13 protein-coding genes are annotated in these 11,971 nt (G+C 41.5%); 5 read left to right on the forward strand and 8 right to left on the reverse strand.

Annotation, left to right across the window (positions count from 1 at the left end):
* Nucleotides 1–61 precede the first annotated feature (61 nt).
* From B9Y89_RS15695 to cbpB, 6 genes are read right to left on the reverse strand one after another with little or no spacing between them, the layout of a single operon-like run.
* Nucleotides 62–304 (reverse strand): YkuS family protein, encoded by a 243-nt coding sequence (locus tag B9Y89_RS15695; RefSeq protein ID WP_085524134.1) that lies wholly within the window; start codon nt 302–304, stop codon nt 62–64.
* A gap of 42 nt (nt 305–346) precedes the next feature.
* A complete protein-coding gene (locus tag B9Y89_RS15700) occupies nt 347–1,468 on the reverse strand; it encodes an N-acetyldiaminopimelate deacetylase (protein WP_085524135.1) in 1,122 nt (373 codons plus the stop codon).
* Between the two features lie 29 nt (nt 1,469–1,497).
* Entirely contained in the window at nt 1,498–2,700 is a 1,203-nt protein-coding gene (locus B9Y89_RS15705) for an aspartate aminotransferase family protein (protein WP_085524136.1), read from the reverse strand.
* A 21-nt stretch (nt 2,701–2,721) separates the two neighbouring features.
* Entirely contained in the window at nt 2,722–3,441 is a 720-nt protein-coding gene (dapD, locus tag B9Y89_RS15710) for a 2,3,4,5-tetrahydropyridine-2,6-dicarboxylate N-acetyltransferase (protein ID WP_085524137.1), read from the reverse strand.
* A 53-nt stretch (nt 3,442–3,494) separates the two neighbouring features.
* Nucleotides 3,495–4,370, reverse strand: coding sequence for a LysR family transcriptional regulator (locus tag B9Y89_RS15715; RefSeq protein ID WP_085524138.1), 876 nt, complete (start codon nt 4,368–4,370; stop codon nt 3,495–3,497).
* Nucleotides 4,371–4,423: 53 nt separating this feature from the next.
* Nucleotides 4,424–4,882 (reverse strand): cyclic-di-AMP-binding protein CbpB, encoded by a 459-nt coding sequence (gene cbpB / locus B9Y89_RS15720; protein ID WP_085524139.1) that lies wholly within the window; start codon nt 4,880–4,882, stop codon nt 4,424–4,426.
* 284 nt (nt 4,883–5,166) lie between these two features.
* On the opposite strand from cbpB, the gene B9Y89_RS15725 reads away from it, so the two are divergent.
* A complete protein-coding gene (locus B9Y89_RS15725; RefSeq protein WP_085524140.1) occupies nt 5,167–5,349 on the forward strand; it encodes an aspartyl-phosphate phosphatase Spo0E family protein in 183 nt (60 codons plus the stop codon).
* Nucleotides 5,350–5,420: 71 nt separating this feature from the next.
* Here the strand turns inward: B9Y89_RS15725 and B9Y89_RS15730 are convergent, their stop codons facing one another.
* A complete protein-coding gene (locus B9Y89_RS15730) occupies nt 5,421–5,507 on the reverse strand; it encodes a YjcZ family sporulation protein (RefSeq protein ID WP_085524141.1) in 87 nt (28 codons plus the stop codon).
* 189 nt (nt 5,508–5,696) lie between these two features.
* Between B9Y89_RS15730 and B9Y89_RS15735 the strand changes: the two genes are divergently transcribed.
* The 3 genes from B9Y89_RS15735 (at nt 5,697) to B9Y89_RS15745 (ending at nt 9,757) form a co-directional block, all read left to right on the forward strand.
* Nucleotides 5,697–5,948, forward strand: coding sequence for a hypothetical protein (locus B9Y89_RS15735; protein ID WP_085524142.1), 252 nt, complete (start codon nt 5,697–5,699; stop codon nt 5,946–5,948).
* Between the two features lie 231 nt (nt 5,949–6,179).
* Nucleotides 6,180–6,650: a MarR family winged helix-turn-helix transcriptional regulator gene (locus B9Y89_RS15740; protein ID WP_085524143.1), complete on the forward strand. Its 471-nt coding sequence runs from the start codon at nt 6,180–6,182 to the stop codon at nt 6,648–6,650.
* Complete coding sequence (locus B9Y89_RS15745) at nt 6,647–9,757, forward strand: MMPL family transporter (RefSeq protein ID WP_085524144.1); 3,111 nt, start codon at nt 6,647–6,649, stop codon at nt 9,755–9,757. Before B9Y89_RS15740 ends, B9Y89_RS15745 begins: the two co-directional genes overlap by 4 nt.
* 189 nt (nt 9,758–9,946) lie before the next feature.
* Here the strand turns inward: B9Y89_RS15745 and B9Y89_RS15750 are convergent, their stop codons facing one another.
* Nucleotides 9,947–10,225 carry a hypothetical protein gene (locus B9Y89_RS15750; RefSeq protein ID WP_085524145.1) on the reverse strand — a complete coding sequence of 93 codons (279 nt, stop codon included), beginning with the start codon at nt 10,223–10,225 and terminating at the stop codon, nt 9,947–9,949.
* Nucleotides 10,226–10,527: 302 nt separating this feature from the next.
* Between B9Y89_RS15750 and brnQ the strand changes: the two genes are divergently transcribed.
* Nucleotides 10,528–11,862, forward strand: coding sequence for a branched-chain amino acid transport system II carrier protein (gene brnQ, locus B9Y89_RS15755; protein ID WP_085524146.1), 1,335 nt, complete (start codon nt 10,528–10,530; stop codon nt 11,860–11,862).
* Nucleotides 11,863–11,971 lie beyond the last annotated feature (109 nt).

Below are 11,971 nucleotides of genomic sequence, written 5' to 3' on the forward strand. Positions count from 1 at the left end.
ACCTGTCATGCTTCACTTTTAAGTGAAAAAAAGGCAGCAAATAGTAGCTGCCTTAAATGAACTATTGCAATCGACTATCGACCTCTTCACAAACCTGATTGGCATCAAGGCCGCGTGCGTCAATGACTGATCCATCAGTAGTCACGTCTTGCATGCCCATCACATTCACGTCCTGACCAGAAATCACACAACAATCACTGTTCTTAGCGTCCTCCTCATTTTTTAGGGGAGCGACTTGATAACCTTTGCTCTCTAAAGCTTCCTTGATGTCAGTCAAGGATTGTTCAACAGCTATTTTAGCCATTTTCACACCTCCTAGACCTAGGTTACCAAAAAAGGGATTCATCTATTCGCTGGCCAGATCATTTATATAACCACTAACAGCCTTAACAGCCTGTTCCATCGCTGGTTCATGTGGCTTTAATGTCGATGAATGCAACCCTGATGTTGAATCCACACCCAACCAAAACATAAACCCTGGAATATTTTTTAAAAAGTAGCCGAAATCTTCTCCCGTCATAGCGGCATCACATATTTGGACAGGCAAGTCGTTCCGACGACAATACGACAAAAATGATTGGGTGAAGTCAGCATCATTAGTGACTTGATAATAATGGCTGCCGTAATCAATGGATGCCTGGCAATGATAGGCCGCTTCAATCCCTGCCACATGCGCTTCAATTTCCTGTTGAATCACTTTCATACTCTCAGGACTCAGCGCCCGAATCGTGCCTTCAACTCGTGCCTTTTCGGCAATAATATTTTGCTTTGTCCCGCCGTCAATTTTTCCTATGGTGATCACCCCTGAGTTCATAGGATCAACTCTGCGGCTGACAATGGATTGCAGTTGAGTCACAAAAGCACTGGCCGCAACCACCATATCATTAGCAAGATGCGGATAAGCCGCATGGCCGCCTTTCCCGTGAAAATCAATAAAGAGTTCAGACGTATTCGCGAACAATAAACCTTCTTTCAGGGCAAGCGTTCCCGTCGGCAATTCTGGAGCAACATGTAGAGCAAAAATCATATCAGGTAACCAGTCTTGAAACACTGCGCTTTCCTGCATCGGCCGAGCACCACCCGGGCCTTCTTCAGCGGGTTGGAAGATGACGACAACATTGTCACGGAGCGGCTTTTCTAATAGCTGTTCGATCACTCCAAGACCAATAGTGATATGAAAGTCGTGGCCACATGCATGCATCCAGCCATCATGCTGTGAACGAAAATCATATCCCGTTTCCTCTTCGATAGGTAAGCCGTCAATATCCGTTCGATAGCCAATGGTTTGCTGGGGTGCTGTTCCTTCAATTTTAACGAGTACACCTGTTTCCCATGTTTTAATCACTAACCGGTCTTGAGGAAGACGGTCTAAATAATCAAGGATTAACGCCTGGGTTTGATATTCCTTGAAACCGGGTTCAGGAATTTGATGAAAGCTACGGCGAAGATCAACTAAATTGAATAACACTAATGAACCCCCTCTCCTCTAACTGGTCCTTACTGAACCACATGTTCAATTGTCTCTGCAAAGGCTTGGACAAAGGTGTCAATGTCTTCCCGGGTAATCGTTAACGGTGGGAGCAAGCGAATGATCGTTTTCTGCGTAACATCAATTAAGAACCCTTTCTGGAGCATCGTTTCCCTAACTTCGCGTATCGCATCGGCATCTCCATTCAAAACAACACCAAGCATCAGACCTTTTCCACGAACCTCTTCAACAACAGCAGACGTCTGCTGCAAGTGTTCTAAAGCATCCCATAAATAAGTCGCCTGTTCAGCCGCCGTTTGCATAACACCATCATCCGTTAAAACTTCAAGCACGGTATTGCCTAGCGCAGCGGCCATCGGTGAGGGTGCAAACGTTGTACCGTGATCCCCCGTCTGAAACAATCCCGAGAATCGATCGGCAACAATCATTCCCCCTAACGGCAATCCGCCTCCAATCCCTTTAGCAAATAAAATCGCATCCGGATCAATATGATAATGCTGATAAGCAAACAGTTCACCTGTTCGCCCCATGCCTGTTTGAATCTCATCAAGACAAAATAGGACATCGTTTTCTCGACACAGCTGGTAGGCCGTTTCCATAAAAAACTGTGATAAAGGCAAAATCCCAGCAGAACCAAGCACCGGCTCCATAAGTAACGCAGCAGGTTTGTTTTCAAGGGCCGCCTCCAACTGTTCCAGATTCTCTGGTTCAACCTCATATACAGGAATATCTGAATAAGGGAAATCTTGATAGACATGCGGCTGCCTCGTCAATTTTAATGCTCCAAGTGTACGACCGTGAAAACTTTGACGGAGGACGACAATCCCGGATTGACCACTTGTTGCTTCCTTTTCATACTTATGCAGCCATTTGACAAATGCCTCCGTCGCTTCTGTCCCGGAATTAGTAAAAAACACCTTGCCATTATTGGTCGCTTTTGACAACTTTTCGGCTAATCGAATGGCTGGCGGATTATAGTAAACATTAGATATATGTAAAAATTTTTCCGCTTGGTCTTTTAACGTTGCTATAATTTTAGGATGTGAGTGACCTAAAGTATTCACTGCCAAACCTGTAAATAGATCAAGATATTGATGACCTTCCGTGTCATATAAGGAATTGCCCTCGCCACGAGCAATGGCGATGGGCAATTTTTGCTTAGTATAGGTTGGCATGATGAACTCATGGTCCCGTTCTTCCCAGCTCGTCATTGAAGGAACCCCCTTAGATGTTTACTCGTCCTTGAGCTGCCGTAATTCTTGCTTGATTTCCGTTTTACCTTTTGTCTGCTCGTCCATTTGCTTAATGACCTTTGCAGGTGTTCCAGCAACAACGGTATTGGCTGGGACATCTTCTGTTACAACAGCACCAGCTGCGACAACCGCACCTTTTCCGACTGTGACACCTTCCAGAATGACGGCGTTTGCACCAACGACGACATCATCTTCTAAAATAACTGGACTGGCGGAAGGCGGCTCAATAACACCAGCAAGCACAGATCCCGCACCGACATGGCAATTTTTCCCTACTGTTGCGCGTCCACCAAGAACGGCATTCATGTCGATCATCGTGCCTTCACCAACAACAGAACCAATGTTAATTGTCGCGCCCATCATAATGACAGCATTCTTACCGATCTCCACTTGATCACGAATAACGGCACCAGGTTCAATCCGGGCTTGAATCCCTTTTAAATCCAGCAATGGGACACCTGAATGTCTGCGATCATTCTCCACAACGTAATCATCTATGTACTCCGCTTGTTCTTCAAGCAACGATTTAACAACTTTCCATTCACCGAAAATTACGCCAGATTCGTCGTTGACAAAACTTTGAATGTTAGCCCCAAAGTTAACTTTCGATAATTCTCCTTTTATATACACTTTTACAGGTGTCGTTTTTTCACTGTTCTGGATAAAAGAAATAATTTGATTTGCGTCCATCGTTTCCATGCTTTTAGTTCCCCCTATGTATTATGAATGTCCTAATGGTATCGAATTTTTAATTATAAGTCTATGCCTTCACTTCGAACAAGTTCCATGAAAGCCTTTACTTGTTTTAATTCCATTGTTTCATGATGGGTTAACAGCCATGTATCTCTCGTCAAAGGCTTTTGTTTTCTGTCCTCTAGTGGTATCTGAAAGATATGCTGATCTTGGTCCGTTAAACTGATCGAAGGTAAAATTGCATAGCCAATCCCGTTAATAGCCATTTGCTTACATGTCTCAATTTGATCGACAATAATCGTTCTTTCCGGTGGTTTTTGGTAATAATGATGCCACCACTCTTGAATTTCCTGATAATAAGAAGAATCACTCTTAAATTGAATGTAGGGTTTGGTGATATCATCCAATTCTTTAATTGATCGCATGTTAGTATCTACTAAGTTGAGGGCATCACTAAATAAATGGAACGTCTTCCCCCGCCATTTTGGTTTCCCGCGAATAATACCAATATGTGTATCATTTTCGTACATATGCCTCAAAATATCTGAACTCCACCCCGTCATGAGCGAAATCTTAACATGAGGGTAAGTTTCAACGTATTTTTTTAGCAAGCGCGGCAGCCAATATTGACCAATAATCGAAGCAACCGCTAATTTGAGCGTTCCGTAAACCTCGGTCTGGGTTGAAACAATGTTATCTCGTAGTTGGTCCTCCTCTTCCAACATCTTTTTGGCAAAATCAGCAATCTTTTCGCCCTCCGGTGTTAAGATCAGTCCCCGCTTTGAACGAATAAAGATCTCCGTTTCCCAATGAGTTTCAATACTATGCAGCCGTTGACTAAGGGCCGGTTGCGACACAAATAAGCGTTCGGCTGCTCTTCTCATATTTTTCTCATCAGCAAGGACACAAATGATTTCATAATCAGCTCGTTGCATTTTGGTCACCTTTTGTTTCGTTAGTCATTCATATCAATGTCACCTTGTATTTTTCACGATAGACTCACTGTTGAATCCTGATCCCGAAGATAGTGATTCAACAATTTCAAAAGACTGCTTCTAGGTAAAATCCCAATTAACATTTGTTCCTCGTCGACAACACATAGAAATGGGTGATTAATCGCCAATTTGATTGCATCAAGAATATGCTTATCCATATTTAAAATGGGGGGATCTGTATTCATTGCCTTTTCAACAATGTAATCGCTTAACTGTTCAAATTCAATGCGTTCGACACCTAATATAGAATCCAAAATCAAGGTTTTACTGATAATACCTTGTAACTTAAATGCCTCATCTAAAACGGGAATCGCTGAATAGCCCGTCTTTATCAATACCAATAATGCATGTTCCAGTGGATTACCCATTTGTACGTGAGCGACGTGATCCGCAGGAATCATGAGATCTTCAATTTTTTTATTCATGACATCACCCAAGGTAAGTTTACTCATATAACCATCCCCTTTTTAACTCACGATGTCACTTCCAAATACAGTTTACCATATAAAGGGCTAAGGCTGAATCATGCTGTTCCAAAACGCTAACAATGGTAAAAAAGACTTACGAAAACCCGAATAATGTTAAATGAACAATGAAAAACACTTCCCTAAAGTCCTATTCTTAAATGCGAATTCCCTCGAATCGCGACTTTTTTAATCGAATCTATTTAAAACGGGGTTGCTTTGTACGATAATATGGACATCTGGTTGTACCAATAATAGAGGTGAAACAACATATGTTGACAAAAGTCATCGAAAAAAAACGAGACGAACTCATTAAGACCGTGAACCTATATGGTTTAAGCTCTGAGCAAGCATTAGCGACGAGTCGGGAATTAGATGAATTGATTGACCGGTATCAAGATTATAAAAGACATTCCGTACCCTCTGTACCATTGTTATTACAAGACATTGGTTAATATTTATGACGAATCATGTATAGGCTGAAGGACCTATCCGCTCATAGGTCCTTGGCCGTCTAACTTACGTTTTAGTTAACGTATGATGCGCCTACAATGATTAACAGTATGAACAGAACAACGATGATAACGAAACCTCCACCGCCCGTATGACTCATACAATATCTCCTCCTGAAAGCATATTTTTGACGCGAGCCTTCCCGCGCTTACACTCATACACTATTCATGAGAATCGATCCTTGTATAGGCCAAAGCCCAATTCACCTTATATTTTAATCTCAGCTAATTTTATTTTGTTAGGATAAGGCCGATGGCTGCAACCCATATTATACTTGAGGTGATTTATAATGGATGAGACATTAGCTTATTTAAAAGAGTCTTTGTCGAATTGGGCCGATGACAACCCTGCCGCCTATGATTTGTATCAAAAATTACAAGGGTACATGGGAGAAAATGAAGCCCACTTCGCGAGTGATCTGTCTCAAGAGGAAGTTCAATTCTTAAGTGAAATTATGAACAAAGAGATGAGTTATGCGGAACATGCTAATGACGACGTCCGTCTTGCTCAACTAAATGAGGTTAATGAACAACTGTACTAATAAAGTAAAGGTATGGGGGTCAGACGGCTGACTCCCATTTTTTCATACACAGAATGGTTTCGTCATAGTTATAGAGCATCCTTAGACGCCTAAAAAACAACCATGAGTCCAGTCAAAGTCAAAATTCTGTCACCTCCATTTCCGTTGACAATAAGATAGGTCGATTATATAGTTAAACATATGAACTATTAAATGATTAAACAAAAATCCTTGAATAGGAGGGGTGAATTCATGAGGCATGATCCGGAGTTGCTTAAACTCGCTGAATGGTATGAAGATTTATCGTTTAAAGTTCACAAGATGGGCGAAGTTTTAATTAACGATAAGATTAGCGAAACGCTAACACCTGATCAAGGTGCAATACTACGTTACTTGTATAAAAATCAGCCGTGTACTTCTTCTTCCTTGTCTAAAGCGTTTTATGTGAAGAAGAGCGCCATCACTGCTATTATTAATCGCTTATTTAAGAAAGAGCTCATCAAACGGGAGAGAAGCGAGGATGACCGCCGGGTTGTTTACTTACTGCTCACTGATAAAGGTGAACAATTGTACATGGAGACATCACAGCAATCGAGTCATATTGTTGCTTCGCTTATGTCACAGTTTGATGATGAGGAAATTCGCTCATTTATGAACACATATGAAAAATTGGCCAATACTTTGGAGCAGCAAATTGAAAATATGAAAGGTGTCGAGGAATGAAGACCTTACTTAAAGCAAAATGGTTGGTAATCGGTATATGGATCGCCGGTTTAGCCGCACTCATTATATTTCAACCCAATATGTCAAAGTTGGTACGTGAACATGGGCAGCCTGAAGTTCCGGATGGCTATTCATCGAAAATGGCCAGCGATATTTTAAATGAATATAGCGACAATGACAGTTCACAGACAGCCTTAGTTTTTCATACCGATCACGCTATGACAGATCAAGATAAAAACACTGTCAAATCAGCGATCAATACGCTGAAATCAGACAAAGATTCACTGGGGATTGAATCGGTCACATCTTATTTTGATAACCCTGATGCTAAAGATCAGTTTGTTTCTGATAACAAGAAAACGATTCTTGCCAGCTTACAAGTTAATTTAGATGAGCGAACAGCTGCAGAGGCAAAGAAAGCCTTGTATAACGCTCTGGATGATGTTGACATCGACCATTACTATACAGGCGATTGGCTCATCAATGAAGACTATACAGCCAGCATTGAAGATGGGATGCATCAGACTGAATATCTAACCATTATTTTCATCCTTATCGTCCTATTGGTGGTGTTTCGTTCAGTTATCACACCATTGATTCCACTCGTAACGGTTGGTATCACTTATATTGCATCACAATCGATTGTTGCTTGGTTAGTTAAACTGTTTGACTTTCCATTATCAAACTTTACACAAATATTCTTGGTCGCGGTCCTGTTTGGAATTGGTACAGACTACTGTATCCTGCTGCTTAGCCGTTTTAAGGAAGAATTACCAAGGCATGAGTCGATCACTGATGCTATTGCACAAACATACAAGAGTGGCGGTCGAACCGTATTTTTTAGTGGCCTCGCCGTACTGGTTGGTTTCTCAACCATCGGTCTTTCTAAATTTAGTACGTATCAATCGTCAGTAGGAGTCGCTATCGGGATTATCATATTGATCATTGCTTTGGTCACTATCGTACCGATTCTCATGCTGCTACTTGGACGAAAAATGTTTTGGCCGTCCAAGAAAGCAATGGAGCATAATGAAAGCCGTCTTTGGGGAGCTGCCGGCCGGTTCTCCCTTAAACGCCCGCTGCTTTCACTTTTAATTGTTGCCGCCGTAACGGTTCCGTTTATCATAACAGATGATGGCTTGAAATCTTTTAACACACTTGAAGAAATCGGAAATGAATACAAGTCAGTCCAAGGATTTAACATTCTTTCTGACAATTTTGGTGCTGGTGAAGCGATGCCGACTCAAGTCGTGATTGAAAACGACGAAAAAATGGATCAACGCGCCTACTTACAAACGATTGAAGGCATCACTCGTGAGCTGAAAACGATCAATCACGTTGATACGGTTCGCAGTGTCACCCAACCAAAGGGCGAGCCTATAGAGGATTTTCTCGTCCCTAACCAAGCCCAGACGCTGGATGAAGGTATTGCAGACGCCAATGATGGGATTGATAAAATCGCAGATGGTTTAAAGCAAGCACAAAATCAATTGAATGATTCGAAACCAAAACTCAAAAAAGCGGTCAATGGTTTTGATCCATTGATCTCCGGAACCAGTGACTTACAATCTGGCGTTAAGAAATTAAAAACCAATCTAGTTAAAATTCAAAACGGCCTAGAAGACGGTGCTCAGCAGATCGATATCAATAAACTCAAGCAAGCTAAACAAAGTGCTCAACAGTTGGCTGATAAGAGCCAAAAGTTATTGAATAACTATCAAAAGATCGGCGATGGCATCGGTACATTACAAAAGAAATATACCGATATCCAATCTCAGACATCAAAATTATCTAAAGGATTGTCCGGGATACAGAAGAGACTGAAAAAATTAGGTAACGATCACCCTGATATTAAGGACGATACAAATTACCAAAAAATTGTAGGCACGACCGGAACATTATTAAGTAGTACTCAAGATTTATCAGATGGTTTGGGTCAATTGAATAAACAGTTAGGTTCTGTAGCTTCAAATATCAAAAAAGCCAACAATGGATTAAGCAAAATTGTTGATGGTCAGAAACAATTCGCGTCACAAATGCAACAAACCGTTGACGGTTTAAGCCAACTGCAAACCGCGATGACGAAACTGGCGAATGGGCAGCAGCAAATCATCAACAATGTCCCTAGCATCCAAAATGGCTTGAGTGATATTAAGAATGGACAAAAACAGTTACAGAATGGCTTCTCACCCATTGTTTCACAGCTTGATCAAATGGCCAGTGGCCTTGGCGACAGCGTCAATGGATTAAACAAGGTTTCAAATGGTTTAGGGGATGCTCGAGGATTTTTAGATGAGTTGTCACAAAACAACAGTTCACTCGCTGGCTTCTACATTCCCGACGAGGCTTTAGAAGGCGATGACTTCGTCCAATCCCTTGATCAATATATGTCCGATAATCGGAAAATGACGACGATCAGCGTGTTATTTGATGTGAGTCCGTATTCGACAACAGCCATTGATCAAATTGATGACATCAAATCAGCTGTCGACCGGGCAACGGATGATACTAAATTGGAGAACGCCCATGTCGGTGTCGGTGGAGCTACAAGTAATTTTGCCGACCTCCGAAATATCTCTGATGAGGATTATTCACGCACGGTCATGCTTATGTTGATCGGCATTGGGATTATTCTCATCGGCCTCTTAAGATCATTGATTATGCCGATCTATATTTTAGGTTCACTTTTACTCACCTATTACACAGCCATGGGTGTGACGGAACTTATTTTTGTTAACCTGTTAGATTATACCGGCATCAACTGGGCGGTACCGTTCTTCGGTTTTGTCATGCTGATTGCCCTAGGTGTTGATTACAGTATTTTCTTAATGGACCGGTTTAACGAATATAAAGATATTGACGTGAAAACGGCCATAATAGAAGCGATGAAACATATGGGTACGGTCATTATGTCCGCTGCCGTAATTCTTGGCGGTACCTTTGCAGCTATGATGCCATCAGGTGTCGTTGTACTCATGGAAATCGCGACGATCATCATTACCGGATTAATTTTGTATAACATTTTCATCCTCCCACTGTTCATTCCGGTGATGGTTAAAATCTTTGGTAAAGCCAATTGGTGGCCGTTCAAGCGCAATGATGATTAAAGAATAAGTCTTCCTAGAACGGACGTTTCATTAAGCGTCCGTTCTTTTTGCTTGATTCGCGAACGACTCAACGACTTTCAGGATATGATGAACCTCATAACTTTTCTATTTTCATGAGTTAACCCGCCTCCTGTGGAGTGCGGGTTTGTTACTTTGTGATTCTCATAATAACGCGTGTCATGCTTTCCCCTATACAACTTGTTCGGGATTTTGTCCTGAGAACAATCGTGATACTACATGTTTCATCGTATGCTTCGCTTGTTGACCTTCAATAATGACCAATAACCGTCGATGTCTAGATGTCAATATAAAAGCTAAGAGTTCAGTGACTCTGGTTATTTTTTTTGTTTTACCATCTTTGTATAAGTATATGTCATTATTGGCATCACAGCAGGTATGATAGAGTTCTAGGACATTTTGTAACGCCATTTGACTAGGATCGAGTTTGAAAGAGACAATATTTTTCATGGTGCATCCCCTTTATTTAGTGTGTGATGTCTACACCATTATTTTCCCACATAACCATTGATTGCTGAACCGGGTTATTTTGTCGATTCACCACTAATTTTCACCAACCAACGCAAATAATCATTACGGATGCACTATTTAAAAATGAGAAATAATTGTCACAAGTCACCTTTCTTTTTCTATTTACGCGGTAATGAAATTGCGTTATAATTCGAATATTGCTCTAAAAAGTCAGAAAAGTATAAAGTTGATAGTCGCTAAGCTTAGCATAGACAACATGATACGGCTTCGGAGGTGGCAGCATGAAACAAACAAACTTCAACACACTCAAACTAGGGCTCATGATGTTAGCTTTATTTTTGGGAGCAGGAAACCTGATTTTCCCACCCAAGCTCGGACTAACTTCAGGTGAGCACCTTTGGCCAGCCATTATTGGTTTCTTAATAACAGGTGTCGGACTTCCTCTGTTAGGTGTAACAGCGGTTGCGGTAACTGGGAATAGTCTTCGAGACCTTGCGGGAAGGGCTCACCCAATATTTGGGATTATGTTTACGGTTGTTATTTATTTAGCTATCGGTCCTCTATTCGGCATTCCACGGACCGGTTCAGTAGCTTATGAAATCGGGATTGCCCCTTTTGCACAAGACTTTATACCAAATACGGACGCGCTTCTCATTTTTTCAATCATCTTTTTTGGGCTTACTTTATGGCTATCTTTAAAGCCAGGAAAAATGGTCGACCGTTTTGGTAAAATCATAACGCCGATACTGGTAATTGTCATTGCTACGATTGTTATTGTTGGCTTTCTACAAATTAATGGTCAGACTGGACAAGCCGCAGCCCCTTATGATAGTGAACCATTTTATGGTGGATTTATTCAGGGATATTTAACACTTGATGCCATCGCCGCCTTAGTTTTTGGCATCGTGATTACCAGCACCATTAAAAGTCAAGGTACTACTGATCATAAGACGGTAACCAAAGTGACTTTAAAAGCAGGTATGATTGCTGTAACAGGTCTTGGACTCATTTACCTTTCCTTAGCCTACCTTGGCGCAAACACGGTTAACCAGTTAGGTGCTGGCGCTAGTGGCGGTGATATTCTCACTTTTATTGCCAATACAACATTAGGTCAAATAGGTCAAATTTTACTTGGTATCGCGATTGGTTTAGCTTGCTTAACGACTGCTGTCGGCTTAGTCACATCTTGCAGCAGTTTCCTGCAGCAATTGTTGCCGAAACTGCCTTATCCAGTGATCGCCACCCTTTTATCTCTATTTAGTGGATTAATGGCTAACCTTGGTCTGACGCAATTGATTGCGGTTATGACACCGATTTTATTAGCAATTTATCCGATGGCGATCACCTTGATGATTCTATGCTTTACACACAGGCTATTTTCCGGTTTTCACGAAGTCTATGCGGGAGCTCTCATTGGTACCGGAATCATCAGTATTCTAGACGCATTAAGCGGCTACGGTATTTCTTTAGGCGTTCTGCAAGACGCGTTAGCGCTTCTCCCCCTTTATGAACAAAGCATGGGCTGGATCGTACCTGCCTTCATTTTCGGACTAGTCGGATGGATTATCGGTTACGTACGAAAGGACGCACAAGACATGCAGCATGAGTATTCATAATCTTAAAAGACCGCTGTATAAGCGGTCTTTTATAGTGATAAAGCTTAGATTACACAACCAAATTTATTTCATGATATACTAGCTATGTGAATAAGACAGCTAAGGAGGC

The organism is Tuberibacillus sp. Marseille-P3662, assembly GCF_900178005.1.
In the GTDB taxonomy this organism is placed as follows: Bacteria; Bacillota; Bacilli; order Bacillales; family Sporolactobacillaceae; genus Marseille-P3662.

Coding starts and splice junctions, on each gene's coding strand:
- B9Y89_RS15745 (WP_085524144.1), top strand. CDS start 6,647: ATGAAGACCTTACTTAAAGCAAAATGGTTGGTAATCGGTATATGGATC.
- B9Y89_RS15715 (WP_085524138.1), bottom strand. CDS start 4,370: ATGCAACGAGCTGATTATGAAATCATTTGTGTCCTTGCTGATGAGAAA.
- B9Y89_RS15735 (WP_085524142.1), top strand. CDS start 5,697: ATGGATGAGACATTAGCTTATTTAAAAGAGTCTTTGTCGAATTGGGCC.
- B9Y89_RS15740 (WP_085524143.1), top strand. CDS start 6,180: ATGAGGCATGATCCGGAGTTGCTTAAACTCGCTGAATGGTATGAAGAT.
- B9Y89_RS15695 (WP_085524134.1), bottom strand. CDS start 304: ATGGCTAAAATAGCTGTTGAACAATCCTTGACTGACATCAAGGAAGCT.
- dapD (WP_085524137.1), bottom strand. CDS start 3,441: ATGGAAACGATGGACGCAAATCAAATTATTTCTTTTATCCAGAACAGT.
- B9Y89_RS15730 (WP_085524141.1), bottom strand. CDS start 5,507: ATGAGTCATACGGGCGGTGGAGGTTTCGTTATCATCGTTGTTCTGTTC.
- B9Y89_RS15705 (WP_085524136.1), bottom strand. CDS start 2,700: ATGACGAGCTGGGAAGAACGGGACCATGAGTTCATCATGCCAACCTAT.
- cbpB (WP_085524139.1), bottom strand. CDS start 4,882: ATGAGTAAACTTACCTTGGGTGATGTCATGAATAAAAAAATTGAAGAT.
- B9Y89_RS15750 (WP_085524145.1), bottom strand. CDS start 10,225: ATGAAAAATATTGTCTCTTTCAAACTCGATCCTAGTCAAATGGCGTTA.
- brnQ (WP_085524146.1), top strand. CDS start 10,528: ATGAAACAAACAAACTTCAACACACTCAAACTAGGGCTCATGATGTTA.
- B9Y89_RS15725 (WP_085524140.1), top strand. CDS start 5,167: ATGTTGACAAAAGTCATCGAAAAAAAACGAGACGAACTCATTAAGACC.